We start from the raw sequence: 24,578 nt of genomic DNA, 5'->3' as shown, positions 1-24,578 counted from the left end.
AGGCAGCTGTTGGAAAATGCCCTCAAGGAACAACGATTCCGTTTGTCATATCACTCTTCGTCAGTCAGCGGAGGAAGACGCCGGGCAAGATCGTTTGCTCGTGCGCGAATTTCATCGGCATAGCTATCGTCGCCTATCGCCCGGAGGCCGCTTTCAAGCTCAGTGAGCACTTCCATCAGCAGTGGTCCGAGATCGTCTGGCCGAAGTTCGGTGGGCAACTGGAGATGGTTGGCTGCTCGATTCAAAACGCTGACAACGTCGAGGTCACGGTCAAGTTCACTCAAGGATGCCGCGAGCATGTAAAGAGCGTACGCGATGCTAACTTGAAGTCCGAGATTGCTGGGCTCCTCATCCAGCAGTTCTTGCCAAGCTCCGACTGACTGCTCGGCGAATGACGCTGACTCTGAAGCGCTTCCTCCCTGATTGAAATAGACGTATGCGAGGTTGAAGAGCGCCCCTGCCAGGGCCTCCCCATCTTGGGTATCTGCAGGGGGCATCGTTCGGTAAATCGCAATCGCATCGATGAGCGGTTGGACCGCTTCGTTCCACCTGCGTGTTTTCATAAGGGCAAGCCATTGTTTCTCTAGCGCCTTAGTGAAAGAAATAGCTGTGTTCGAGGCGGGCGCCCTTTCATATGCAGCCTGCCAGATGCGCACTTGGTACGTGAAACTGGCAATGGCTTCGTCCGCGTCCCCTTTTTCAAGATAGGCCAATCCGAGAACTGAGAGTGCGTCACTGAGGTCTTGGCGGGCTTCCTCAGAATCTAATTGACTCAGGATTTCGACAGCGCGACGGGCATGATTCGCTGCAGATTCCGGAGAACCGGTGTCTTGAGTAGTCGTGGCCAGCCAGTAGAGTGACTGCCCATACTTCAGCTGAAGGTCTTCTGTGCGACTTATTTGGATCAGCATCTCAAGTATGTCGGCGCTGCTCGTGAAATGCGTAATAGCTGTATCAAGTCGTACGGCCGACCGAGAAGCCACCCCTGCCGTGAAATATGCCTGGGCCAGTTTTTGCGGGTCTTCACCTGGGTTCAAATCGTGGCGAGCACGAGTCAGCTCAAGGCAAACTGTCGCCAGATCGGCAGCCTCCTCCCATCGCCCGTGGCCCATGGCCTTCTGCACTAGAGAATAGAGCGTAGGCACAACAGAATTCTCGACCATCTCACGGATGAGGGCATCGATGCTCGGCTCTCGCTGAGTCACAGCTTCAGAGCTTCTGGCTGCTTGGGCAAGGGTTGCCCTTGCATCACTACTTCGCCCTTGGCGCAGCAGAACGCTAGCAAGGGGTACTGGGTTGCTCTCGCTTCTCAGAAACCATTCTTCAGCTTCGGTCCATTTGCCGGCTCGAGCGCAAATGTATCCCAGCTCTGTGGCGATTTGCTTGAAGCGAACAGTTCGACCAAACTTCGTTGTCTCGTACAGTTCTGCCGCACGGCGCATGTGCTCTTCGGCCTCCGCGAGGCGTCCCGCCGATGTCAACCGACGAGCGAGCCCTGCATACGTTGATGCATCTGCGTCGGGGTCGGCGGATTCCTGGCCATCCCAGAGCGACAGCGCCCGGTCAAGGGCGGCTTTTGTTCCCTGCGGGTCTGATAGCTTCTCGTATAAATCAGCTAGCGCGAGCTGATTAGCTATGGACTTGACCTTCATCACTTCGCTTGATTTGAAACGCTCACGAAGCCTTGCAGCGTTCGTCCGGTTGTTGTGGGCTTGGTCGGGTCGGTTCAATTCGGCGTCTATTTCTGCTAGGGCCTCGAAATGACCGGCGCGGAGGTCATCGGGGAGATCCGGGGTGTCGATCAAACGACGGTAGATGGCGGCAGCTTCTGCAAGGTTTCTTTGGGCATCCACATGGCGACCGAGGGCCTGTTCGTCCAGTCCGACGTCGGCAAGGCGCAGCGCGAACGCAGCCTGGCCGATGGCTCCTCCCTGTGAGAGATGCGGCCTCAATAGTTCCAGCTCGAAGTGATCTGAGCCAAGGACCTGTTCGGATGATGATGGTTGAGAGAAATTCAGCAGAGCGGTGGCGGTGTTTCTTGCCGATGAGGAGAGATAGGGTATCGCCGCGACGGGGGCGACACCTGCCCGGATTTCCTTGGACTGTGTGTTGGCCGGCTTTAGCGTCAATTCAAGCAACCACTGGTCAGCGAGGAGTGCGCCGAGTTCGGCCAGTGTCTCAGGGGCGGCGGATTCGCGGATGGCTCTGGCCGCCAGTTGATGGATCGTGATGCGACCGTCAGGCCAGTCGCCGACGAGCCGAATGATGCCGTAGTCGACAAGTCTTTTGATGCCGGGGTGCATTCTCCCCCTGTTCCAGGGAAGATCCGCACCACCGGCAACCCATTCTCTGACAGGGTCACGTTGCCACAGCCATGTTGGGTGGCCATCTGGATCTTGGAGGGCGGCGACCATGGCTGCCCGTTGCACCACCCCCTCTGGCATACGCCGAGAAGCTCTGTCCAGCGCGAGCTGCCATGTTGCACCAACGAGCCTCGGGTAGCCACCCACGTCCGCGAAATCGGCTGCCTCGTCCATGCGTCTTGCATGTTCGAATTCCTCGATCCAGGCTGTGACCGTCATACCGTTTGCTGCTATTGTCGACGCCGCAATAGATAGTGCGAGCGGGTGGTGCCTCACAATCTTGCTTAACCCAGCCCTGTCGTCCTCGGACGTCTCGGGTAGACGGTTTTTGATGAAATCCTCGGCCTCGCCCCGCGAGAATAGCTCCGCTTCAACATGACGACCAGCGCCCACGATCCTGTGGGAGCCACTCAAGGTCGTGATTAGGACCCGTCCCCTTGGGTTTGTCCCAGTAGGGACTAGGTTGTTCTCGATAAGACCTTCGGCATCCGCGTCGTCTAGCACGATAAGCCAGCGCTCGTCGGTTGTTCTCAGATGCTCGAGCAGTGAACGGGTAAGTAGGTCAGCCCTATCCGCAGCGTCCGTTGACACGGAGTCCCCGAGGTCGAGGCGTTCCGCTGCGCGTGAGAATTCTCTGGTTACGGTCACTGAATCGGCGGAGTTCACCCAAATCAGCAAGTCGTGACGGTTGTCGTCAACACGGCCTAGGGCGCTCTGCATGACCTTTCGAGCTGCGTAAGATTTCCCCAGACCGGGCCCCCCACACAACCACACGCGGCGATCCCCACCGTCTTCCCACACTCGGGTGATTTCATCATCAAATCCCCTCCGTTGATAGCGATCCCCCACCTCGGCAAAGTCGCCGACAAGAACTGGGCCGATCCGGCCTGTCCTAGGCACGGCAGATAGCCCCAGTGCTTTGGAATCAGCCGGGAGAAAACCCGTACTGGCGATCGTCGGCTCTTGGGCTGAACCTGCGGCCCAGACGATCCGTTGTGTCCCCTTAGCACCGTCGACCAAGGATGCTTCGCCAATTTCTGGCGTTGGCGGAGTACCCGCATCAAGGAGCCACTTCGCCGCCAATACAGCGAGGCGCGCTGCCTGGCTACCGAAGCTGGCGCCCGATGATTTACCGGGGACGCCTGTCAGATTTCTGCGCTCTGTCCAGCGCATCGTCGCAAAGTCCAGGTCACGCTTTGGGACGGGAATATCGAGTGTGAATGGCTTGCCGTTTCGCCGGATTGGCCGGGGTCCGAGAGGTAGCCTTCGGCGTCGTTCGTTCTGCTCCAAGTTCCAAGCGATTTGTCCCAACATGAGCACCTCAGTATCTGAGAGCCTGTTGCTCTTATTTATCCTTCTGCGGATATTCGCATCAGCCGACATTGATGCGAACACTCCGTAGATGAAGTTTCGCAGCGAGTCCATATCGGCACTCCCAGGGATGAACTGGTCAATAAATCTTCTTGCATCGTCTGCAATTGGAGGCAGTTCGACCTTGTCCGCATCTAGATGCTGAGTGTCGGTCAATCCGTAGCCGTCCTTCAGGGAATACAGGTAAGCCGCAAGCACAACCATGGGACTGACAGCTGTCGGCGCCTCTCCCCAGACTTCCGTAAGTGCATCGAAAAGTGTTTTGTCGATGTCTAGCTCCCCGTTTTTTCCCATGTCCGCATCATGCCAGCAATTCCCTCACAGTGAGGCTAGGCACTGCTCGGCATAGCACCGGTTGATGCCTAGCCATGCCGCATCGGACTGTGGATTAAGCGTCATCAGACGCACATGGAACGAAAGGAAGGCAACGGACATGCATGCAATTATCTCGTGGCTGCTTATCGGAACAGCCATTCTCGCGGCTGTCACCCTCTGGCTATTCACTAAAATGCGAAGCCAGCGCACGCCCCAGCCCCGATTGGCTGTACCTCCCACCTACACAAACCACGCAAGGGAGCGGATGCTCCAACGCCAGGTGCGGCAGCATCAAATCGAGCAGGTGATTGCCAAGCCCAGTCGGTCAGTACCGGACCGTGAAAACGGCAGCGTGCGCCTCGAGCGTGAGCTCGACGGCCGGGTCCTCAAGGTGTGGGTAGTGGCAGAACCATGGGAAACAGCAAAGACGGCCACAGTCAAAACGACGGCATGGGCTGACCGCATCCAGACCTTCGAGATTCCACCAGGCCGAATAGGGCTCGTCATCGGCCTGGGCGGCTCCACCGTTCGCCGGCTCGAGGTGGCAACTGACTGCCGGATAAGTATCGACAGGACGGGGTTGGTGCGGATCTCTGCCTGCTCTATGGCGACGCTTGAATCGGCCAAACAAAGAATCCTCAAAATCATCGCTGACGCCGACGACGCCACCGGCAACCGCTACCGCGCAGCCTGAGAGCTGTCTCCACCGAGACCATAAAAACACGAGAGGAGGTGATCAAGATGGCCAGCAACACTTCCAAAGGTGCCGGCAAAGCCAACACCACGCCACGTACAGTCTCACCTGCCCGTCTGGAGCAGAAATCCGGTAAGGCTAATGCGTTCGGCGGGTACGAAAAGGTGAAGCACTCAAGCGGAACCTTCAGCATGCGCAAGACGGGGAAGTGATTTGACCTAGGCAAGCGCCACGGCCGGGCAGACCACTAGTGGCAGGCCCGGGCGGGGTGCTTTCTCCTTCTGAGCACGGGCACCGGAAGCGGATGAACGGCGGACAATCTGTCTCCGGAAGCACGCCGGCAGACTTCCCGCACAATTGCCCGGACGGATGCAGCGGAATCTAAGCGCTGCGCCAGGAACCGCGCAGAGCCTCAACGCCGTCCAGCAGGAGATCGAGCCCGACGGTGAATTCGGCGTCATAGTCATAGCCTTCCTTGGCCAGCTCGGCCACCACTTCGAGCAAATACGGGTACCGGGCCGCTGTCTCTGCGGATTCAGCATCGTGCGTTGCTGCGGCAGACGCGGCCGACTCCTCCGGAGTCTCGAAGGAGAGCGTCTTCTGCTGCAGAGCAAACCCGTACACGTAGGCATCCAGCAGGCTCATAACGTGGACGGTGGTGCGGAACGAAAACCCGCCCTGCCGCAGACATCCCAGCATCGCGTTGTGCTGCCGCAGGTTCTCTGGTCCCGGGCGTCCCGCTGCCTCCATCAGACCCACTGCCCACCGGTGCCGGATGAGAGCGTCGCGGAGAGAGACGGAACGATCACGCACTCCCTGCTTCCAGCCGCGCCCGGCGTCAGGCTCCGTGACCTCGTTCCAGACAAGATCCACCATGCCCTCGAGCAGTTCCTGCTTGTTGGCCACGTGCTTGTACAGCGCCATGGGAACCACACCGAGCTCCTGGGAGAGGGTGCGCATGGTGAAACCCTCGATACCCACCTGGTCGGCCAGTTCGACGCCGGCGCGGAGTACGGTCTCCCGGTTCAGGCGCGGTCGGGGCACGGACCGCTGCTGCCGGTCCTTGGGTACCTGTGCCAAGCCGCCACCTTCCTGGGAATTGATGCTTGACAGAGTGTACGTCATACACCTACGTTCATCGCACGTGGTGTACGAAGTACACCTTTGGCCGACAGGAAGCGCCATGCAAGCCTCCAACCGGACCGCCCGGACCGCCGGGATCATATTCCTTCTCACCTTCGTCTCGGCCATCGCCGGGGCCGCACTCTACGCACCACTGCTCACCGACCCGGACTACATCACCGGCCCCGGTGCGGACACCCGGATCCTCCTCGGTGCCGTCTGCGAACTGGTACTGATAATCACGAACATCGGCACCGCCGTCGTACTCTTTCCCGTGCTGCGCAGGCACAGCGAGAGCGCTGCGGTCGGCTATCTCGCAGCCCGGATTGTGGAATGCACGTTCATCGCCGTCGGTATCCTCAGCATCCTGGCGGTGGTGACGCTGCGGCAGACCGCCGGTGCCGACGCCGCGGAGTATCTGCCCGTTGCCCGTGCCCTGGTTGCGGTGCATGGCTGGACATTCCTGCTGGGCCCGGGGTTTGTGGTCGGCATCGGGAATGGACTGCTGCTCGGGTTCCTGATGTACCGCGCGCATCTGGTGCCGCGGCCGATGGCACTGTTCGGCCTGATTGGCGGCCCACTGATGTCGCTGTCCGGTATTGCCGTGCTCTTCGGAGCCTACGGACAGACCTCGGTTCCTTCAGCCCTGGCCACCCTGCCGGAGATCATCTGGGAGTTCTCACTGGGGATCTATCTGACGTTCGTTGGCTTCCGCCGGCCGCGGAGCACCAGGACCACCGCAGCAGCTCTCAAAGATTCTCCGGCGACGGGCGCCACTTCCAAAAAGCGCCATGCGGCACGTGGCTGAAGTTGTTCGCCGCCGAGCACAGTGATGCACCGCCGATCTACCTGCGGACCTCAATCCTCAGCGGCGAGCAGAGCCGGGTCAGCCAATCGGCGTCATCCGGCAGCGCGAACGCCCGCCCGTAGGCCGGGTCCACTGCGAAATCATCCTCACGCACGCGGTCGCCGAAGAACACATAAGCCTTCTCCGTGTCGCACTGGCGACTCATCCATGCGATGCCCTCAAAGCCCGCCGCGTGCGCAGCCTCCGCCCACAGAACAGTCTCCGCGTAGCGGCTGGCCGGCGTCCGCGTTACGTCCTCAGCGGAGGCCCCCATTGTCCTGAATCCTGTCCCCATGAAGGAGGCCAAGCGGAGCGGGCGCTGCGCTGTCAACCGGCCCATCACCTTGTTCTGGTAGTCCCCCGGCAGCAGTGCCCCGCCATCAGCAGGAACGTCGTGCAGCAGGGTCTCGGATATTGCAGCGATCTCTGATTCTCCGGCGTAGAGGACCGGGATGGCCGGGTCTCCGAAGAATGCAAAGCGGGTCGGAGTCCCGAAGCCGGGGTTGAAGGTGCCCGCATGCCTGTCCGGCCTGTTGGTGAAAATCCGGTACAGGTGCGCCCCTTCGTCCAGTATGTGTGTGTCAGCGGTGAGTGGTCCGGAAGGGCCAGCGGTCACCACTCGACCCCGAAGTGCCCTTGCGCAGCCGCCAGGACAGCGTCAGCGTCCTGCAATCGATCCACGGGACGGTCCCCGTCGAGGTAGCCGGACGGGAGGCAGATCCACTGGGCAAGGTCCTCGTCGCTGCGGCGGGCGCGGTGGGCCAGCTGAATCAGGGCGGTGATCACCTTATGGACGCCCCCGTACTTGTCGAACTGGAACCCCGGGTAGAGGACGGCGTTACCGCGGCGGACGCCGAGCAGCTGCCCGCTCTCGCGCCGGTCGTGGGCGAGGGTGCTGCGGCCTTTGGCCCGGGACCCCAGGGCCCTGGATGCATCTTGAGCCTTGAGTAGCCCAAACTCCTGCTCCATGGCGCGCCAGGCGTTCTCCGTGGCCATGGCACCTTGAGCCAGTTCAGGTGTAACAACGGCGGGGAGGGATGCCAGTGCGGGGCGGAGGGCATCGAGGCTGCGCTGCGCGTTGACGACGGCGGCCAGGGCAGGCGCCAGAGCCTGTGATCGGCGCACAAGCACTTCGACCAGCAGATCGACGCCGACATCCTGCGCTTCGATCATCTGGAGGGCTTTGTCGAGTGCGTCTTGACGGCTATCCGGATGGCTGGAGGATTGTTTCCGGGCGTGCGTGGGATGGAGTGTCATGTGGCTCTCTCGCGGCGGGTTTCCGACGTTTCCTACGTTTTATTCTAGCGTCGGTAGTGTTGGCTGGGGAGTCTACACGACTAGGCAACGGCATGGCGCCCGAACGGCGGCTGACTAGGGGGTCAGCAGCACTTTGATGGCACGGCGCTCGTCCATGGCCCGGTACCCCTCAGCGGCGTCGGCCAGCGGAAGCGTGAGGTCGAAAACCCGGCCCGGGTCGATCTTCCGGTCCCAGATCCGCTGAATGAGGTCGGGCAGAAAGCGGCGCACGGGAGCGGGGCCGCCGAGCATGTGGATCTCGGCGAAGAACAACTCCAGCCCGGGAAGAGCAACGTCATGGGAGACGCCCACAAAGCCCATGTGACCGCCCGGCCGGGTGGAACGCACAGCCTGCATCATTGACTCCTGCGTACCCACGGCCTCCACCACCGAATGGGCGCCGAGCCCGTTGGTCAGGTCCTTGAGTGCGGCCACCCCCGCATCACCGCGTTCGGCGATGATATCGGTGGCTCCGAATTCACGGGCGAGCTGCTGGCGTTCGGGGTGCCGGCTAAACGCGATTATCCGCTCGGCACCGAGCTGTCGTGCGGCCAGGACGGCCAAAACGCCGACAGCGCCGTCCCCCACCACGGCGACGGTTTTGCCGGGGCCCGCCTCAGCAGCCACGGCGCCGAACCAGCCGGTGCCCAGTACATCAGAGGCCGCCATCAGTGAGGGCAGCAGGTCCGCCGGCGGGGATTCCGGCGTGGCCACCAGGGTGCCGTCGGCCAGCGGAATCCGGGCGAACTGCGCCTGGGTGCCCATCCTGCCCATCGGCACGGCATTGACGCACCGGCTCTGGTAGCCCGCCCGGCAGATTTCACACGTGTTGTCGGACGCCCAGAAGGAGCCGACGACGAAGTCCCCGACTTTGATGGTCCGCACCTCGGGTCCAACCTCCTCCACCCAGCCGATGTACTCATGTCCCATGGGTGCGTCCTGCGCATCCTCCACGCCTCGGTACGGCCACAGGTCTGACCCGCAGATGCAGGTCGCTGCCAGCCGGATGACGGCGTCGGTCGGTTCTTCAATCGCTGGATCGGCCCGGTCCTCCACGCGCACATCTCCGGGGGCATGCAGTACTACGCCACGCATGGTATCTCCTTCTGCGGTCGGATTCTCTCTGCTCCAAGGACAGCACCCGCACAGGCGCATGGGTAGGTCCGGGACCCTTGAGTTCCGGTTACGCGCGCGGAACCCTGCTGCCCGCCGGCGCCATGGAACTGCCCGACCGCCTTTGCCTGCATCTCGTCCGGCGCCAAGCAATTAAGCTGGACATCGAGGCCGCCGATGCCGCAGGAGACCAGCCAAAGGACGCTCCTTCCCGGAGGACCCCGTTGTGTCCTCACAACCAGGAGCACTGATGTCGAAGAAAACCCTCTCTACCGCCGGACCCGTTGCGAGGCCTTTGCCTCCGCGGTGGATCCATGGGTCGGAGTCCTCCAAACACAACACTGACCCGGATGTGCAGGTCTATTGGTACGACGCTGACACTGTTGTTCTTCGGCAGAACAAGGCAATCAATTACGAGGCCCCCTTTTTGTTCCTCCTCTTCGGTAGCGAGCGTGTGGTGCTGCTAGATACCGGCGCCACCGTGTCTGAACAGCATTTCCCGCTGCGCACAGTCGTCGACGACCTCATTGATTCGTGGATGAGCCGCCATCCCGGCGTCGACAATTCCTACGAACTGTTGATCCTGCATACACATTCACACGGCGACCATATGGCCGGTGATGCCCAGTTCTTCGACCGCGCCTCTACGACCCTCGTGCCAGCAGACAAGCTGTCAGCGTGGTGTTATCTCGGGTTATCCGACACATCGGACAAGACAGAGCTGGATCTTGGTGGACGGATGCTCGACATTCTTGCCACGCCTGGTCATGACGCTGCCGCTGTCACGTTCTACGATCCGTGGACCGGGATCCTTTTCACCGGTGACACGGTGTACCGCGGGCGGCTGTATATCAGTGACTGGCCGGCCTTTTCGCGGAGCATTGATCTCCTCATCGAATTCTGCCGCTCGCACCCAGTGACCTACGTCCTTGGGTGTCACATTGAGATGACCAGCACCCCGGGCCTGGACTACCCGGTGCGCACGACCTACCAACCCGATGAGCCTCCTCTTGAAATGACAGTCGAACACCTCCACAAGGTGCGCTCTGCCCTGGACGCTGCAGGTCCGGAGCCAGTGCGGGCGGTCTGTGACGAGTTCATCCTCTGGCCGAGCGCCCCTCACCGGAATACTGCGCTTCAATATCCTTACTCCAAGCGCGCGCGTACAGGCCAAAGACCCCCTGTTCCCGGAGCGGGTAGCCCAGCCGGTTGAGTGTTAGCTGGCTAGCCCCCATAGCCAGCTGCTGCGCACTGCGACTGATGCGTTGCTTATCTGCCCGGTACAGATACTCATCGATGGCCCTTACCCAGCGCTTCCGCCAAAGATCCACGGCCGGCTCCGTGGCAAGGGCGGCCATTACCCTATGTGCCGGCATAACCCGGGGTGCCATCTGGTCCATCATTGCCCTGCGCGCAGGCTCAGACTGCGAGGCGCTGGGACCTTTGCAGGCGTGCAGATGAACGTTCCAGTAGTAGTCCCAGCTAATGGTTCTGCGGTCCGGCCACACAGCGGATCGGGGGCCGCGCATCATGGTGTGGCCGGTGTCGAACAGAAGCAGGGCGGCCAGCATCGAGCGCGTGTTGGGGCCGGGAAAGCGGTTGACTGCCCACAAAGCCAGGTCCGAGGACAACTCGGAAATCCCCGCAACCAGCTCCAAGCCCTTTGGTCCACCGAACCGGGAAAATGCCGTTTCCATTACTTGGTGCACCGGCTCGCCTGATCGTGGTGGATAAGAAATGTCCGGCCACTGCGAGATCTTCACGGCACCCAGTGTGGCAGCGCTTTCGTCTGCCAGCGCGTACACGGACTTCCATAGGCCCTTAACGACGTCCTCGGGGGCACGCAAATGCAGGTGCACGGCTGGATGGGCGGATTCCACCCTGCGGTTAAAGCCAAACCTGCACTCTTCCCCGGTCCTCGTTCGGGAAATCAGCGGGGCAACAATACGGCGGACTATTTCGTCACCCGCATCCCTACGCTCCGGCTCTACAGTCAACATGGACCACAGGGCTGTGCTGGGGTGCTGCTGCACAGGACGGGTAGCCGCACCTCGATGAACAGTGGTCGATTGCATGACGTGGCTCATATCATCCCCAAAAAAAGTAAGTATGCTGACTTCACAGTGTGGTCCCGAAATGTAAATGTCCATACTGGTTCTCAGAATCCCCCCATTTGTGTTGGGGGCCTTTTCCTGCGGACGCGGAGCGACTAGGGTCTCGCGAGATTTGCGAACCAGCGACGCGCACTACACGGACCCGTGCGACACCGGCATCGACTTCATCGGCGATGAGATCCGCGTCGAGGTTCCTGCCGGGCCGCAGCGCCAGCTCAAGTGCGTCTGAAACACCTGGGCGCCGTGAAGCAACGCCGAAGGCCCCTCACGGGCTGTCCGTCAGGATCCCTTTCCCGAGGGGAACTCCAGCGCTTCGAAAACGTGGTCCGGACCATAAGCGGTTTTCATTGACCGCTGCCGCCTACGCTGTTATTTCCTACCCGGCTTTGCCGGCTGCGTCGAGCGCTCCTCACCGGAATACTGCGCTTCTATTTCCTTACTCCAGGCAGACGCGTAGAGGCCAAGGACCGCCTGCTCCCTCAACGTGAAGCCCAGCCCGTTGAGTGCCATCAGGCTAGCCCCCGTAGTCAGTTGCTGCGCACTGCGACTGATGCGTTGTTTGTCTGCCCGGTACAAATACTCATCCATGGCCCTTGCCCAGCGCTTCCGCCAGATATCCACTGCCGGCTCTGAGGCAAGGGCGGCCATCATCCTGTGTGCCGGCACAATCCGGGGTGCAATCTGGGCCCTCATGGCATTGCGCGCCTGCGCAGCGTGCGGGCCGAAAGAACCTGTACAGGCGTGCAGATGAGCGTTCCAGTAGTAGTCCCAGCTAGTGATTCTGCGGTCGGGCCACACCGCGGACCGGGGGCCGCGCATCATGGCGTGGCCGGTGTCGAAGAGAAGCAGGGCAGCCAGCATCGAGCGCGTGTTGGGGCCGGGAAAGCGGTTGACCGCCCACAAAGCCAGATCCGAGGACACGTCAGCAATCTCAGCTGCCAGGTCCAAGCCCTTTGGCCCACCGAACCGTGCAAGTGCCGCTTCCATCACCTCAGGTACCGGTTCACCCGGCCGTGGTGGATAAACGAGCCCCGGCGAGTGGAAGGTCTTCACGGTACCCAGCGTGGCAACGTTTTCCTCCGCCAGCGCGTTCGCAAACTTCCATAGGCGCTTAGCGACGTCGTCGGTGGCAAGCAAATGCAGGAGCACAGTCTGATGGCCGGATTCCAGGTTGCGTGATAACCGAAGCCGGTACCCCTCCCCGGCCCGCACTTGGGAAGACAAAGGGGCAAAAATATGGCGGAGAATGTCGTCGCCGACACCCTTACGCTCCGGCTCAATAGTCAGGATGGACCACAAGGTTGTATTGGGGTGTTGCTGCACAGGACGGGTAGCTGCACCTCGATGAACAGTGGTCGATTGCATGACGTGGCTCCTATCATCCCCGAAACTGATCGTCGTGACTTCGGTAGGTGAGTTGCCAACAGTGTGTTGCCTAAATGTGAATGTCCATACGGGCCCCACGAAATTTCCCATTTGTGCCAGGGGGGCTTTTCCTGCGCATGCAGAGCGACTATGGGGCCTTGTGAACCAGCGACGCACGCTGCATCGGTCTTTTCTGGTTGACGACGGCGCTCTCCGCGGCCTGACGACCAAGCCCTGACCCGCCGTCTGGCACGAGGACCTCAAGACGAGCAAGACGCCGGAAAAGCTCACCCTACTTGGGGTCCGAGAACATCACCACAAGAAGGCACGCCATGGAAAAGCCGGCCTGCGCGAGCAGCAGCACTCCGGGCGCATAGCCCAGGAACAGGCCCAGCAGCAGGGGAACCAACGCCAGCAGCGTGGTGTCCAGGCCACGGATCATGGCCCCGGTCTGCGCCGAGGGCACGGGGCCGAAGACGGTTTCCGTGGGCGGGGCGGTCCAGTCGGGGTCCGGCCGGTAGGCACCGCGCACAGCCGACGCGCCGAACCCCACCCCAGCCAGTGCGCCCAGGGCGATGAGCTCCGGACTTCCGGCACCCAGCAGCACGAGCACGGCCACGAACACCGCAGCCCAGGCCGCCATGAGCCCTGTGGGCAGCGCCATCCGGCTCAGCTTCACCAGGGATGCCGATACCGGCAGCAGCACGTCCAGGCCCGGCGTGATGGCGGTCCGCCGGGCCAACGCGCCCGCCGCCGGAACGGCAGCGAACACTGTCACCGCGACCAGGGCCAGCTGCAGCGGCACCGGCTGGTTCCCGCCGGTGACCAGCATCAGGGCGCACAGCATGAGCAGCACGACAGGCCGGCCCAGCCAGCCCCGGGTGCGCAGGAAAGCAGCGGTATCGGCCCGCAGCAGCGCACCAAACGGAGTCCGCGTGCCGCGGGCATACCAGCGGGCCGCGCGGGTGGAGACGACGGCACCGGAATCGCCGGACAGGGCGCGGCCCACCTCGTTGGCGTCCATTAGATACAGGGCAGCACCGGCATGTCCGGAGACACCGCCGGCCCGGATCAGGTCCTGGGCCGGGATCGTTTCCAGCCGCGGAAAGACCACCACGCCCAGCGCGACGGCGGAGGCCAGGGCCACCAGGGCTGGTCCCCACAGACCTGCTGCCGCCTGCCGCGGCACGAAACTCAGCACGGCCAGCAGCAACAGGCCCGGCAGCGGTCCGGACGCTATGCGCCCCACCAGCTCCGAACGGGGCCTGCCGGAACCAGCGAGCCCGGAACCCACCGGACCGGCACCGGCCTGCCGCAGCGCCGAGAGCAGCACGGCGTTGACGGCCGCCACTCCGAAGACCGCAGCGCCCAGGAACTGTCCGGGCCCACTGGCGTGAAGATCGGTGATAAAACCGACCGGCAGGTACAGCACGGACGCGCCGGCCCAGACCAGGGCAAGCCGGCGCAGAAGCCGTCCGGTCAGTAGCGGACGCCGCGCCACGGGCAGGGTCAGCCACCAGTAGCCTTCGGCCGTGGTCGCCGCCGCGGGCCCCAGTTTCCGGGCCAGAACCATGATCGCCGCCAGGGCGGCGAACAGCAGCGCGGTCGCTGCGGCGCCGTCGGGCAGGGCGAACGACGGCGCGGACACCAGGGTGCGGGCGCCCGGGTCTGCGTCCCAGGCCTGGGCCACCTGCTCCCGCAGGGCCAGGACCAGACCGGCAGCCATCGCCCCGATGGTTCCCACCGTCAGCACCGCCGAATACACATCAACCAGGACATCCCGCAGCCGGGTCCGGCCACGGGTGAAGGCTTTCGCGGCGTGCCGGGTGTACCGGACCGGGTTGAAGGCCGTTGCAACGGTTCCGACGGCGGCGTTTTGGGCCACGATCAGCGCCCGGCGATTTCCGCGGCGGCCCGTTCCGGCGCGATCTCGCGGACGTCGTCGTCGATGAGCAGGCAGCGTCCGGCGGTGGCCAGGAGCAGCGCCGGGTCGTGGGTCACCAGCAGCACTGTGCCGCCGTCGTCGGCATAGGATTTGATCCGCTCCCCCAGCCTCTCGCGCATGGCCGGATCCAGTCGCTGCTCCGGCTCATCCAAGATCAGCAGGGACGAGGGCCGGATCAGGGCGGAGGCAAGCAGCAGCCGCCGCCGCTGCCCGGACGAGACGGAGGCCGGAACGGCGTTGGCGCGCTCCCGCAAGGCGAAGAAGTCGAGTTCGGCTTCGACGGCGGCATCGGGATCCGGCAGGCCGTGCCCGCGGGCGATCAGCTGGAGGTGCTCGCGCAGGGACAGGGAGGGGAAGAACGCATCTTCGTCGAACAGCGCTGCGACCTGCCGGCGGAATGGAATGGCGTCTTCATAAACCGGCAGGCCGTGGACGCGGACCTCGCCGTGGAGCATGGGCTGCTTACCGGCGATCGTGCGGGCCGCGGTGGATTTTCCGGCACCGTTGAATCCCACCATGCCCAGGATTTCGCCGGCCGCTGCCTGCGCGGTGATGGGTCCGCACACCGGTGTGCCGGCGTACCCCACGGACAATTCGGACATATCGAGCACAGCCCCCACTGAAGTCATGCTGCCAATCTAGCGGACACCGGCAGGGCGGCCGGGTAGCGCGGGGTGGTCATGGGGAGGCCGGCCGGGTTGGCGGGCGCAGGAATTTTCCACGCGTCCAGGCAGGTTCAACCCAGCAACACGCGCCACACGGGCGCACCAGCGAAGGGATGAGCAATGCCGACACTTGGAATCATTGGAAGCGGTCACATCGGATCAGCGGTCGCGCGGCTCGCAGTCGCGGCAGGGATGAACGTGGTCATCGCCAACTCGCGCGGACCGGAAACCCTGCAGGACCTGATCGCGGAACTGGGGCCGCTCAGCCCACGAAGATGCAGAACGGATGGCCGGCCGGGTCCGCGTAGACGTAGAGCGGCTCGTCCGGATCATCCGTGCGGTCAAGCAGCAGCTCCGCCCCCAGGCCCAGTGCGCGGGCGTGCTGATCCGCCAGTGACTGCCGGTCCGGCACGGTGAAATCCAGATGCAGCTGCATCGGCACATCCGGGCGCGGCCAGGTGGTCCGCTCGAGCCGGTCAACCAGCTGGAACGCCAGCTGGCGCCGGCCCTGCCCATCGGTCAGCACCAGCCAGTCCGCGTCATCCGGGCCCTGCGGCGCGGGCTCATCTCCGGGCAGATACCGGAGCCCGAGAAGCTGACGGTAAAACTCGGCCAGCCCGCGGACGTCGGTGGTGTCCAGGACAGTGTTTTGCAGCTGGGGAAATCCGGTCATGGAGCGAGAGTAGCGATTCTCAGCAGGATTCCCAGCGAGGCGTCGCGAAGCGTTCGCAGGGGTGTCGGAGCCCGCAACCCCGGAATACGCTGGAAGGGCCGTATTCCAGCGAAGGAGCGTGGCCATGAGCGCACAGACCGGCAGCGGAAGCACACCCCTGGGAATCGAAGAAGTGGTGGGAGAAGTCGTGATTCCGCCCGGGGTCACGGGGCCGGATCCGCTGACAATGGACGTCCGTTCCTATGCCGTGGCCCAGCCGGCGGGCATCGTCATCATTGACACCGGAATGCCCGGCTCCGAGGCTGGCATTGCCGCGGCGGTCGAGGCGCTAGGGGGCAGCTTTGCCGACGTCCGCGACATCATCCTGACCCATCTGCACCAGGATCACATCGGCTCGCTCTTCGCCATCGCAGATAGGGCTCCGCTGGCCGCCATCTACGCGGGCGGACCCGATTCTCCCGATATTCAGTCCCCGCGGCGGATCAGGCCGATCGGCGAGGGGAATGCCATCCAGGATCTGGGAGTTTTCGCCACCCCCGGCCACACCCCCGGGCATGTGAGCCTCTTCCATGAGCCGACCGGGACGCTGTTCATCGGTGACGCCGCCGCCTCCGCCCAGGGAGATGCCGTCCGCGGGCCGGAGGTGTTCACCGCGGATGCCGGCCAGGCCGAGGAATCCCTGGCGCGGATCGCCGGCCTCGGCCCCGCCCGGATCCTGTTTGCCCATGGAGCCGAGATTGAGTCACCCGCCGACGCGCTGGGCCGCCTGATCGGCGGTCCTCCCTCTCAGGGCTGACATGTGGCCGGTGCGCAGCTGGAGGAACTGGCCGGCGCACCCGTGCCCGTACCCGTGCCCGCGCCCGCGGCCTCACCGCCTAAACCGGCCGACGGCGGGAAGCGAGGATACCGGAAGCATCACCGCCTGTCCGCAGCCCGGGGAATCCCGACACCGAATCGCCCAAAGGACCGATTGGTGCGCCCCGAGCCGGAATACAGTCTGCCGTATGCCGGAATTGGCGGGCTTCCGCCGTCACCGGCCGCCATCAACTGAAGGGCTCACAAATGTCAGATCGCAACTACATCCTGTTCGTATCGTCGTACACCGATGCAGACTCAGCGGCAGCTGATTTCACCACCATCAAGGACATGGACGACGCGGTGGTGGCCGCGGTAGTCCTATCGCGTGATGCCTCGGGACGGGTTGATGTGAAGGAGCACGGAGGCGGGCTGATTGGCGGCGGCACCACTGCCGGTGCCATCGCCGGCCTCGTGGTGGGGCTGTTCGCTCCCCCGCTCCTGCTTTCGGGTGTCATCGGCGCTGCGATCGGCGCCGGTGCAGGTGTCATCGCGAAGCGGCACGAGGAGAAGAAGATCGGCGTCGAGGCGGACGAGTGGCTGCCGCCGGCCTCCTCGGCGCTGGTTGCCGTGGTCGACGACCTCTATCTGGACCGTGTGGACAAGGCGGTCAGCAAAGCCACGAAGAGAATCAGCAAGGCTATCGACAAGAGTGACTACGACGCGGTGGTCAAGGCCATCAACGAAGGCGACGAGAAGATCGTGGAGGCCGTCGCCTCCTGATCTGACCTCCCAATCGCGTGCTTCGGTGTCCGGTCCGCCGCCCTGCGGCGGGCCGGACAGCCGTGCCGCCCCATCCCATTCCGCGTGTGACATGGGACGCTTATGGAATATCCACAGCCTGACTCCCGGTTGTCGCTGAGTAGACCAACGCCAGGACTGCTCCAGCCACTGGCGCGACCGAGAGAAAGACGCTTAGTGAACCTCTTTACCCCGCTGCCAGTCGGCGCCATGGAACTGCCCAACCGCCTCGTCATGGCCCCGATGTCCCGCGTCCGCGCCGGCCGTGACGGTGTGCCCACAGACATCATGGTCGAGCACTACCGCCAGCGCGCCTCCATGGGCCTGATCATCAGTGATGGCATCTACCCCTCCTTCACCGGCCAGGGCAACCCCCTGATGCCCGGCCTGGTCACGGAGGAGCACGTCGCGGGCTGGAAGCGCGTCACCGACGCCGTGCACGAGGCCGGCGGCCGGATCGTCGCCCAGCTGATGCACTCGGGCCGCGTCGCACACGAAAACATCAACGGCGGCCGCCAGCCGGTGGCCCCCAGCGCCATCGCGCTTGAAGGCATGGCACACACCTACGACGGCAAGCAGCCCTACCCGGTGCCGCACGCCCTCACCGAAGCCGAGCTCCCCGGCATCGTGCAGGACTTCGTTTCAGCAGCACGGAATGCGATGAAGGCAGGGTTCGACGGCGTGGAGCTGCACGGTGCCAACGGGTACCTGCTGCAGGAATTCCTTTCCCCCGTCTCCAACACGCGCACCGACAACTACGGCGGATCGCCGGAGAACCGCGCCCGCTTGGTCATCGAGGCCTTCCGGGCCGTGGCCGAGGCCATCGGCGCCGAGCACACCGGCATCCGTATCTCCCCTGAGCACAACATCCAGGGCGTGCTGGAAACCGACCGCGCCGACGTGACCGCCACCTACACCGCACTGGTGACCGGCATCGCCGACCTGTTGCCGGCTTACCTGAGCATCCTGCATGCGGATCCGGCTGACGAGCTGGTCCAGGGACTGCGCCGCCGCTTCGGCGGCCCGGTGCTGCTGAACACCGGCTTCGGCACCGTCACCACGCGCGATGACGCGATCATGCTGCTCGAGGAGGACCTGGCCGACGCCGTCGTCGTTGGCCGTCCCGCGATCGCCAACCCGGACCTGGTCCGCCGCTGGCAGGAGGACCTGCCGCTGAACGAGATCGACCAGGCCACCGTCTACACCGACGGTGCCGCCGGCTACACCGACTACCCGGAGCTGGCCCCGGTTTCCTAGCCCCAACGCACGACGACGGCAGGCCTTCCGCACAGCGGGAGGCCTGCCGTCGTTTCGTGTTTCTGTCTTAGTGCTTTGCCGGCTGCGACGAGCGCTCCTCACCGGCATACTGCGCTTCTATTTCCTTACTCCATGCAGACGCGTAGAGGCCAAGGACCGCCTGCTCCCTCAACGTGAAGCCCAGCCCGTTGACTGCGTGCTGGCTGGCCCCCATAGCCAGATGCTGTGCACTGCGACTGACGCGTTGTTTGTCCGCCCGGTACAAATACTCATCCATGGACCTTGCCCAGCGCTTCCGCCAGATATCCACTGCCGGCTCTGAGGCAAGGGCGACCATCATCCTGTGAGCGGGCACAATCCGGGGTGCAATCCGGGCCCTCATTGCATTGCGCGCCTGCGCAGCGTGCGGGCCAAAAGAACCTGTACAGGCGTGCAGATGAGCGTTCCAGTAGTAGTCCCAGCTAGTGGTTCTGCGGTCGGGCCAAACCGCGGACCGGGGGCCGCGCATCATGGCATGGCCGGTGTCGAAGAGAATTAGGGCAGCCAGCATCGAGCGTGTGTTGAGGCTGGGAAAGCGGTTGACCGCCCACAAAGCCATATCCATGGCAACCTCGCCAATCTCAGCTGCCAGGTCCAAGCCCTTTGGCCCACCGAACCGCGCAAATGCCGATTCCACCACCTCAGGTACCGGTTCGCCCGGCCGTGGCGGATAAACGAGCCCCGGCGAGTGGAAGGTCTTCACGGTACCCAGCGTGGCAGCGTTTTCCTCCGCCAGCGCGTTCGCAAACTTCCATAGGCGCTTAGCGACGTCGTCGGTGGCAAGCAAATGCAGGAGCACAGTCTGATGGCCGGATTCCAGGTTGCGTGATAACCGAAACCGGTACCCCTCCCCGGCCCGCACTTGGGAAGACAAAGGGGCAACAATATGGCGGATAATGTCGTCGCCGACACCCTTACGCTCCGGCTCAATAGTCAGGATGGACCACAAGGTTGTATTGGGGTGTTGCTGCACAGGACGGGTAGCTGCACCTCGATGAACAGTGGTCGATTGCATTACGTGGCTCATATCATCCCCAAAAAAAAGTAAGTGTGCTGACTTCACAGTGCGGTCCCGAATTGGAATTGTCCATAGCGCCTCTCGAAAACCGTCACGCTTTAGTCAGAACTTCCTAAGTGGTGTTGGCTGGGCGGGCGTGCATTCTCGTCCTGTCGTGCCAGGCGCCAAGGACGCCGATCGTAGATGGCCAGAAGCTCTGCGCCGAGGCCAAAGAACACCATGGCAGCCCATACGACGATGTTTAGCCAGGGGATATGCAGTGCGACGATGAGGATCGCACCGCCGACGAGCGCCTTGATGACAGGATGCTGGTTGCCGCGGAAGAGGAGCCTGCCAATGTAATACGCGCTCAAGACGAATGAGGCGAGCGTGAGCGTAATCCAGACCAACAGGCCGGCAAGCGCGAGGGGCGCCCCGGGGGCGGCTTCCCAGCTCCTTGTTACCCATGTGGTTGGCTGAACCGATGGATAACTACGTAGATTCAGGTTTGTTCTGGTTCACCGTTGCCGTAGTCAATGCCGGTCTCGCTGAACAAAAGAACCGCTCCCGCTGGAACTGGTTCCTTATCTCCATCCTGCTTGGGCCAATCGCTACGGTGTTGATCGTCGTATGGCGGGCGCCCGAACCGGTTGCACCGTCCATGACGCACCGCGGCGGATGGCAGGACCCAAAGACCCTTTAGCCGCATCCCTCCTTAGGCCACGGCGCCGCCGGGGGCTGTTGGGCCGGTAGGCCAGCGCAGCAGGGCAGCGACGCCGGTGCCGCCGGGCAGCACGCCGTCGGGAACCAGCAGCAGGCTTGCATCAGTCAGGGCTGCCGCGCGCAGCAGGGCCGCCGGCGCCGGAACTCTGCCGAGGACTTCCGCGCCGAGCGCCTGCTCCTCCGCGCTGGCCACCCACGGTTCTGCACCAAGGGCCAGCAGCGGGTGGTCCGCCAGCTCGTTGTCGTTCAGGATCAGCACGTCCACTTGGGCCTGCTGGAGTGCATGGACAACAGCGCCGATACCGGCGGCTGATTCCGGATTGGCCTGGGCCTGCTGCAGGGCCAGGCGGTCCATGATCTGCTCCTGTTCGGCCGCCCACCGCAGGGCAATCAGTTCCTGGACCCTGTCCTGGAACTGATCCTGGTGGGGACCGCCGGTACGGGTCTTGGCATCGAGCATGCTCACCAGGGACCGGTGGGCCTCGGCGATCTCGTCCCGGACCAGGCTCCGGGCGCGGACATCCCCGGCGAGGACAATCAGCCGGGCGCCGCTGCTGTCGACAATACGGTCAATCTGTCCGGCAACCCCGTCGGCGTTCCGGCGCCAGCTTTCCTCAGTCCTGCGCTGCAGTTTGTTCTGGGCCCAGCCGCCGCCCCCGGGCAGCTTGCGGATATCCTCGGCCGACCCTTCAACACCCTGGATGCTGGCGGGACCGGGACGTCCGACGTACTCCAACCGGATCTCGGAATCCTCCCGCGAGACCTCCGCAACGATGTATGGGAATTCCTCGGGGCGGTGCTTGAGCAGCGGCAGCAAATCGGGAATGGGGCCCACGGAAGTTTTCTTCGGGGCAGCCAGCGGGCCGGGCAGGAGCTCGTTCAGCGCCACGGTTCCCTGCCGGACAAGGACAAAGCGCGACACCGGGGCGGGCACCCCGTAGGCAGGAGCCACCGCAACTTCCATGGCTTCCTGGTCTGCCGGCGGAGCGCCCTGCTGGGCCAGCGCCGCCCGGACGTTGCCTGGGCGGGCTTCGGCGGCTTCCGCGCCTTCCACCGTCCCGGCCCCGGCGTCGACATAGGCCAGGCACCAGGGCCCTGGCTGCCGGTACAGATCCGCGTACTTGTGGAGGTGTTCAGTCATGGCGATCTCCTGCCTGTACGGGCGCCGCCGCACATCGATTCAATCCGTGCCTCTAGCTAACACCTACGCCAGCACCAGCAGAAGGCCGGACACCGCCACGCGGGCCTCCCACCGGGACTCTAATCTGCAGCGGTCCTCCGGAGCCGCCGGTGGGACCATAGTGCAGATGACGGGACCAAGAGGCCCAGGAACGCTCTTTTGGGCCCTTGATCTGCACCATGGATTCCCGCAATACCCTTGATCCGCACCATGGATTACCGTCCAGGCCCCGTTTGGCGCGGCAGTTGCCTGACCGGCGGTTCTCCCCCGCACAGACCGGCCTGCCCCTCCTTGTGGGCGTCAAGGCTCCGGGCTCGGTCGAACAGCTCGGGGTACCCAGCCTCCTGCCGGCCGCGCTGCACGGTACTCCGCCGAAGCCAGGTCGCGGCCAGCATCGCGGCAACCAGTTCCCAGCCGATCAGGGCCAGCATCCCAAAGGGTGACCCGGCGGAGGCCGAGCCAACCGATGCGGGAAATATTCCGTCGTGCCGGTGACCGCCCCCGGCCCAGCCCGGGTACAGCAGCAGCACGCCGTGGAAGGCCACCATGCCCAGCGCGGATCCCATCATCATCCGGCCGGCAGCGGCGGAACCGGACCGCCACAACGGCTGCACGCAGGGCAGGCAGGCCAGCGCCATAACCAGCATTACCGCCGCCTGCCACCACAGGTCCGCGTGCTGCCCGGCCATGACTGCATGCAGGCCTGCGGACACCAGGGCCGCACCGGCGCAGGCCCGGGCATGGAAACCAGGACCCGCGGGACGGAACCCCGTTACCGGTGGCACTGCCCGCCGGATTCCGGCGCGGGAACGTCCAGCACCGGCGACCGGTCAAAGAACCCCTCGGGGCGCAGCTTGAATCCGGTGGTGTCCACGGGCATGATCGGCCAGTCCTCCACCCGCGGGAAATGCGTCAGGCCGAAGGTGTGCCAGACCGAAAGGTCCTGCCCGTCAATGTCCCGGTCCGCCTTGATCCACTCCGGAATGCCGCCGCCACCGGCGTGCTGGTTGACGAAGTCGCCGGTCGGGTAGCGCTGGGCCTCGTCCCGCCGCGTCACCCACAGGGCCTTGGACGCGAACGTTGCCCGGCGGTAGATCGAGGAATCCTCGTCGGCCAGCAGGGTGGGCTGGCCCTGGGGATGCAGCTTGTACGCCACGGGCTCCCCCAGCCGGTTCGTCTTTTCGGGATTGCTGACCACCCAGGTGCGCCCGACGGCGGCGGCGGCGTCGCGCGCAGCCCCCGACTCGCGTGCCAGCACGGTCCGCTTGCGGGTGAAGGCGTTGCCGCGCGGGTTCTCCGGTCCCACCGGAACGCGCACCGCGTCCTCCTCCTCAACCCGGCCGGGGCCGCCGTCGAGCGCAAAATCCAGCCGGGCACCGAACAGGTGCTGGTGGAACGGAGCGCCCAGGCCCGGCGCCATCTCGGAGGCGTACGGGTAGTCCTTGCCGGGATAGGCGCTGGTGAAGACGACGCCGGTGGCCTTGGCCTCGAACTCGATGGTGCCGTCCAGGTACAGGTACCAGTAGAAGCCGTAGTCGTAGTTGCCCACGGTGGTGAAGAAGCTGATCACCAGGCGGCGGTTGCGGCGGGTGTAGTTGATGCCGGACCACAGGTCAGAGTGCTTGGAGAGGATGGAGGCATCCTCCTCGTGCATGCAGATGCCGTTGCGGATGGTGCGCGGGTTGCCGCGGGCGTCCGAAACCGTGGGCGAGATGTAGTGGATTTCTCCCAGGCAGTCGCAGCCCAGCTCCAGGGAGTTGGCGAACTGGCCCACCAGGTATTCGCCGGTGTCGAAGTAGTTCTGCCAGGAGCGCGTGGGTGCGGGATCGCCGTACGGGACCACCATTTCGGCAATGGAGGCGCGGTTCAGGATCCGCCGTACGCTCCCGCCGTCCTCGAAGCCGATGTTGTAGAGCACCAGGCCTTCACGGACGTCAAAGCCCACGTCCAGGTGCCACTTCTCCCACTCCACGTGGTTGGTGTCGGTGACGGTGAAGCTGGGCCCCTCCGGCTGCGTGATGCTGATGGGCTTCTGCGTGGTGCGCAGCGGCCCGGTGAGGGACGGGTCGGTGTAGTTTCCGTGCTCTGCGGGCACCGGAACGGCGCCGAAGTCCAGCACCTGGTCCACGGTTCCGGCGGTGACATCCACGTAGCCCACCAGCCCGTCAATCGGGTGCGCCCAGGCCGAATCCTCCGCATGCGTCTGCAGGAACGCCAGGCCGCGCAGGATCCTGCGTCCCTTTTCCTCGGGGTATTCAAAGACACCGGCCGAGAGCGGTGCCACCCGGACCTGCGCGACGTCGAGCCCGCGCTTCTCCAGCGCCGCCAGCCAGTGGGGATCGGTGGAGAGAATCTGCTCCACCACCTCGAACTCCTCTTCCAGCACGGGCAGCTCGCCGGTAACGGAGGTATCAAGCATGACGTCGGAAACCACCGCGCGTTCGGTGGCCGAGACGACGACGTCGTGCGGCTTGCCGCCGGCGGTGTCCAGCAGGAACACGCGGAAGCGGCGGTCCGGTGTCGACTCCGCTGCCTTTGCGCGCGGCGGATCCACCAGGCCGAGGTAGGCAATCCGTGCGGTCTCGGGGAACAGCCCGGCGGCTTCCAGGACCGCGCGAACCACGGTGATTTCCTCCGGGGACGCCAAAGCGTAGGCACTCGCCGGCCCCTGGAAAGATGCTTGCGCGGTGGCCGGGACCGTCGCAGCCGTCGCCGCCGTCGCGGTTGTCTCCGCGGCACCGGAGGCGGGGGTGGGATGGCAAGCGCTCATGGAATCTCCGATTCTTCGCAAATGGTTTTTCTATGGCTGTAGACAATAACCGGGGTCACGGGTCGCCACAAGGGTATTTCGCCGGAATCAGGCCTTGCGGACAAGTCCTGCACGCAATGACAAGTTCATGGCA

General features: G+C 64.0%; 23 protein-coding genes and 1 pseudogene. 9 read left to right on the top strand and 15 right to left on the bottom strand.

The genetic code is table 11. The annotated features are described in order from the left end of the window. Window positions 1–50: 50 nt before the first annotated feature. The gene (locus KKR91_RS08295) at window positions 51–4,028 is read right to left on the bottom strand and encodes a tetratricopeptide repeat protein (RefSeq protein WP_210228576.1); all 3,978 of its coding nucleotides are present in this window, start codon (window positions 4,026–4,028) and stop codon (window positions 51–53) included. A gap of 139 nt (window positions 4,029–4,167) precedes the next feature. Here KKR91_RS08295 and KKR91_RS08290 point away from each other — a divergent pair, with 139 nt between their 5' ends. Continuing rightward, a complete protein-coding gene (locus tag KKR91_RS08290; protein ID WP_210228574.1) occupies window positions 4,168–4,743 on the top strand; it encodes a KH domain-containing protein in 576 nt (191 codons plus the stop codon). A 47-nt stretch (window positions 4,744–4,790) separates the two neighbouring features. Further along, window positions 4,791–4,955 carry a hypothetical protein gene (locus KKR91_RS08285; RefSeq protein WP_210228573.1) on the top strand — a complete coding sequence of 55 codons (165 nt, stop codon included), beginning with the start codon at window positions 4,791–4,793 and terminating at the stop codon, window positions 4,953–4,955. Window positions 4,956–5,124: 169 nt separating this feature from the next. On the opposite strand, the gene KKR91_RS08280 is transcribed toward KKR91_RS08285, so the two are convergent. Beyond that, window positions 5,125–5,823 carry a TetR/AcrR family transcriptional regulator C-terminal domain-containing protein gene (locus KKR91_RS08280; RefSeq protein ID WP_237687550.1) on the bottom strand — a complete coding sequence of 233 codons (699 nt, stop codon included), beginning with the start codon at window positions 5,821–5,823 and terminating at the stop codon, window positions 5,125–5,127. A gap of 103 nt (window positions 5,824–5,926) precedes the next feature. Between KKR91_RS08280 and KKR91_RS08275 the strand changes: the two genes are divergently transcribed. Next, a complete protein-coding gene (locus tag KKR91_RS08275; RefSeq protein WP_210228569.1) occupies window positions 5,927–6,673 on the top strand; it encodes a DUF4386 domain-containing protein in 747 nt (248 codons plus the stop codon). Window positions 6,674–6,710: 37 nt separating this feature from the next. Here the strand turns inward: KKR91_RS08275 and KKR91_RS08270 are convergent, their stop codons facing one another. The 3 genes from KKR91_RS08270 to KKR91_RS08260 form a co-directional block, all read right to left on the bottom strand. Further along, window positions 6,711–7,328 (bottom strand): RES family NAD+ phosphorylase, encoded by a 618-nt coding sequence (locus KKR91_RS08270; protein ID WP_210228566.1) that lies wholly within the window; start codon window positions 7,326–7,328, stop codon window positions 6,711–6,713. Then, window positions 7,325–7,885, bottom strand: coding sequence for a hypothetical protein (locus tag KKR91_RS08265; RefSeq protein ID WP_210228564.1), 561 nt, complete (start codon window positions 7,883–7,885; stop codon window positions 7,325–7,327). Before KKR91_RS08265 ends, KKR91_RS08270 begins: the two co-directional genes overlap by 4 nt. Before the next feature lie 198 nt (window positions 7,886–8,083). Beyond that, complete coding sequence (locus tag KKR91_RS08260; RefSeq protein ID WP_210228562.1) at window positions 8,084–9,103, bottom strand: zinc-dependent alcohol dehydrogenase family protein; 1,020 nt, start codon at window positions 9,101–9,103, stop codon at window positions 8,084–8,086. 268 nt (window positions 9,104–9,371) lie between these two features. Here KKR91_RS08260 and KKR91_RS08255 point away from each other — a divergent pair, with 268 nt between their 5' ends. Then, window positions 9,372–10,334, top strand: coding sequence for an MBL fold metallo-hydrolase (locus KKR91_RS08255; RefSeq protein WP_210228560.1), 963 nt, complete (start codon window positions 9,372–9,374; stop codon window positions 10,332–10,334). Here KKR91_RS08255 and KKR91_RS17200 read toward each other — a convergent pair. From KKR91_RS17200 to KKR91_RS08240, 4 genes are all read right to left on the bottom strand, one after another. Then, window positions 10,219–11,121, bottom strand: coding sequence for a lantibiotic dehydratase C-terminal domain-containing protein (locus KKR91_RS17200; protein ID WP_420481433.1), 903 nt, complete (start codon window positions 11,119–11,121; stop codon window positions 10,219–10,221). The genes KKR91_RS08255 and KKR91_RS17200 overlap by 116 nt on opposite strands. Window positions 11,122–11,604: 483 nt before the next feature. Further along, window positions 11,605–12,600, bottom strand: coding sequence for a lantibiotic dehydratase C-terminal domain-containing protein (locus tag KKR91_RS08250; protein WP_210228558.1), 996 nt, complete (start codon window positions 12,598–12,600; stop codon window positions 11,605–11,607). A gap of 292 nt (window positions 12,601–12,892) precedes the next feature. Then, window positions 12,893–14,485: a DUF6297 family protein gene (locus KKR91_RS08245; protein WP_210228556.1), complete on the bottom strand. Its 1,593-nt coding sequence runs from the start codon at window positions 14,483–14,485 to the stop codon at window positions 12,893–12,895. A 2-nt stretch (window positions 14,486–14,487) separates the two neighbouring features. After that, window positions 14,488–15,174 carry an ABC transporter ATP-binding protein gene (locus tag KKR91_RS08240; RefSeq protein WP_237688308.1) on the bottom strand — a complete coding sequence of 229 codons (687 nt, stop codon included), beginning with the start codon at window positions 15,172–15,174 and terminating at the stop codon, window positions 14,488–14,490. Between the two features lie 156 nt (window positions 15,175–15,330). On the opposite strand from KKR91_RS08240, the pseudogene KKR91_RS08235 reads away from it, so the two are divergent. Then, window positions 15,331–15,471, top strand: a pseudogene (locus KKR91_RS08235) (NAD(P)-binding domain-containing protein); the annotation flags it as partial. 1 nt (window position 15,472) lies between these two features. Here the strand turns inward: KKR91_RS08235 and KKR91_RS08230 are convergent. Continuing rightward, window positions 15,473–15,883, bottom strand: a complete 411-nt coding sequence (locus tag KKR91_RS08230; protein ID WP_210228554.1) for a VOC family protein — start codon at window positions 15,881–15,883, stop codon at window positions 15,473–15,475. A 124-nt stretch (window positions 15,884–16,007) separates the two neighbouring features. On the opposite strand from KKR91_RS08230, the gene KKR91_RS08225 reads away from it, so the two are divergent. The 3 genes from KKR91_RS08225 (at window position 16,008) to KKR91_RS08215 (ending at window position 18,736) form a co-directional block, all read left to right on the top strand. Continuing rightward, entirely contained in the window at window positions 16,008–16,679 is a 672-nt protein-coding gene (locus tag KKR91_RS08225) for an MBL fold metallo-hydrolase (RefSeq protein ID WP_210228552.1), read from the top strand. A gap of 266 nt (window positions 16,680–16,945) precedes the next feature. Further along, entirely contained in the window at window positions 16,946–17,461 is a 516-nt protein-coding gene (locus tag KKR91_RS08220) for a DUF1269 domain-containing protein (RefSeq protein WP_210228550.1), read from the top strand. A 195-nt stretch (window positions 17,462–17,656) separates the two neighbouring features. Next, window positions 17,657–18,736, top strand: a complete 1,080-nt coding sequence (locus KKR91_RS08215; RefSeq protein ID WP_273544949.1) for an alkene reductase — start codon at window positions 17,657–17,659, stop codon at window positions 18,734–18,736. A 67-nt stretch (window positions 18,737–18,803) separates the two neighbouring features. On the opposite strand, the gene KKR91_RS08210 is transcribed toward KKR91_RS08215, so the two are convergent. Both KKR91_RS08210 and KKR91_RS08205 read right to left on the bottom strand, forming a co-directional pair. Then, the gene (locus tag KKR91_RS08210; RefSeq protein WP_210228546.1) at window positions 18,804–19,790 is read right to left on the bottom strand and encodes a hypothetical protein; all 987 of its coding nucleotides are present in this window, start codon (window positions 19,788–19,790) and stop codon (window positions 18,804–18,806) included. A gap of 101 nt (window positions 19,791–19,891) precedes the next feature. Then, window positions 19,892–20,146 (bottom strand): hypothetical protein, encoded by a 255-nt coding sequence (locus KKR91_RS08205; RefSeq protein WP_210228544.1) that lies wholly within the window; start codon window positions 20,144–20,146, stop codon window positions 19,892–19,894. A gap of 110 nt (window positions 20,147–20,256) precedes the next feature. On the opposite strand from KKR91_RS08205, the gene KKR91_RS08200 reads away from it, so the two are divergent. Beyond that, window positions 20,257–20,475 (top strand): hypothetical protein, encoded by a 219-nt coding sequence (locus KKR91_RS08200; RefSeq protein ID WP_210228542.1) that lies wholly within the window; start codon window positions 20,257–20,259, stop codon window positions 20,473–20,475. Window positions 20,476–20,487: 12 nt separating this feature from the next. On the opposite strand, the gene KKR91_RS08195 is transcribed toward KKR91_RS08200, so the two are convergent. From KKR91_RS08195 to KKR91_RS08185, 3 genes are all read right to left on the bottom strand, one after another. Continuing rightward, complete coding sequence (locus tag KKR91_RS08195; RefSeq protein WP_210228540.1) at window positions 20,488–21,636, bottom strand: baeRF2 domain-containing protein; 1,149 nt, start codon at window positions 21,634–21,636, stop codon at window positions 20,488–20,490. A 254-nt stretch (window positions 21,637–21,890) separates the two neighbouring features. Continuing rightward, window positions 21,891–22,460: a hypothetical protein gene (locus tag KKR91_RS08190; RefSeq protein ID WP_210228538.1), complete on the bottom strand. Its 570-nt coding sequence runs from the start codon at window positions 22,458–22,460 to the stop codon at window positions 21,891–21,893. Then, a complete protein-coding gene (locus tag KKR91_RS08185) occupies window positions 22,448–24,445 on the bottom strand; it encodes a primary-amine oxidase (RefSeq protein ID WP_210228535.1) in 1,998 nt (665 codons plus the stop codon). The genes KKR91_RS08190 and KKR91_RS08185 overlap by 13 nt, the downstream gene beginning before the upstream one ends. Window positions 24,446–24,578: the final 133 nt, after the last annotated feature.

It is taken from the genome of Arthrobacter jiangjiafuii (assembly GCF_018622995.1).
GTDB classification, from domain to species: domain Bacteria; phylum Actinomycetota; class Actinomycetes; order Actinomycetales; family Micrococcaceae; genus Arthrobacter_B; species Arthrobacter_B jiangjiafuii.
The sequence above is the reverse complement of the archived record's forward strand: the minus strand, read 5'-3'. Positions and strand labels throughout refer to the sequence as shown.

Excerpts from the sequence above, each read along its gene's own strand:
- KKR91_RS08295 (WP_210228576.1), bottom strand. The coding sequence starts at position 4,028 with ATGGGAAAAAACGGGGAGCTAGACATCGACAAAACACTTTTCGATGCA.
- KKR91_RS08290 (WP_210228574.1), top strand. The coding sequence starts at position 4,168 with ATGCATGCAATTATCTCGTGGCTGCTTATCGGAACAGCCATTCTCGCG.
- KKR91_RS08285 (WP_210228573.1), top strand. The coding sequence starts at position 4,791 with ATGGCCAGCAACACTTCCAAAGGTGCCGGCAAAGCCAACACCACGCCA.
- KKR91_RS08275 (WP_210228569.1), top strand. The coding sequence starts at position 5,927 with ATGCAAGCCTCCAACCGGACCGCCCGGACCGCCGGGATCATATTCCTT.
- KKR91_RS08265 (WP_210228564.1), bottom strand. The coding sequence starts at position 7,885 with ATGATCGAAGCGCAGGATGTCGGCGTCGATCTGCTGGTCGAAGTGCTT.
- KKR91_RS08260 (WP_210228562.1), bottom strand. The coding sequence starts at position 9,103 with ATGCGTGGCGTAGTACTGCATGCCCCCGGAGATGTGCGCGTGGAGGAC.
- KKR91_RS08255 (WP_210228560.1), top strand. The coding sequence starts at position 9,372 with ATGTCGAAGAAAACCCTCTCTACCGCCGGACCCGTTGCGAGGCCTTTG.
- KKR91_RS17200 (WP_420481433.1), bottom strand. The coding sequence starts at position 11,121 with ATGTTGACTGTAGAGCCGGAGCGTAGGGATGCGGGTGACGAAATAGTC.
- KKR91_RS08250 (WP_210228558.1), bottom strand. The coding sequence starts at position 12,600 with ATGCAATCGACCACTGTTCATCGAGGTGCAGCTACCCGTCCTGTGCAG.
- KKR91_RS08240 (WP_237688308.1), bottom strand. The coding sequence starts at position 15,174 with ATGACTTCAGTGGGGGCTGTGCTCGATATGTCCGAATTGTCCGTGGGG.
- KKR91_RS08230 (WP_210228554.1), bottom strand. The coding sequence starts at position 15,883 with ATGACCGGATTTCCCCAGCTGCAAAACACTGTCCTGGACACCACCGAC.
- KKR91_RS08225 (WP_210228552.1), top strand. The coding sequence starts at position 16,008 with ATGAGCGCACAGACCGGCAGCGGAAGCACACCCCTGGGAATCGAAGAA.
- KKR91_RS08220 (WP_210228550.1), top strand. The coding sequence starts at position 16,946 with ATGTCAGATCGCAACTACATCCTGTTCGTATCGTCGTACACCGATGCA.
- KKR91_RS08210 (WP_210228546.1), bottom strand. The coding sequence starts at position 19,790 with ATGCAATCGACCACTGTTCATCGAGGTGCAGCTACCCGTCCTGTGCAG.
- KKR91_RS08200 (WP_210228542.1), top strand. The coding sequence starts at position 20,257 with ATGGATAACTACGTAGATTCAGGTTTGTTCTGGTTCACCGTTGCCGTA.
- KKR91_RS08195 (WP_210228540.1), bottom strand. The coding sequence starts at position 21,636 with ATGACTGAACACCTCCACAAGTACGCGGATCTGTACCGGCAGCCAGGG.
- KKR91_RS08185 (WP_210228535.1), bottom strand. The coding sequence starts at position 24,445 with ATGAGCGCTTGCCATCCCACCCCCGCCTCCGGTGCCGCGGAGACAACC.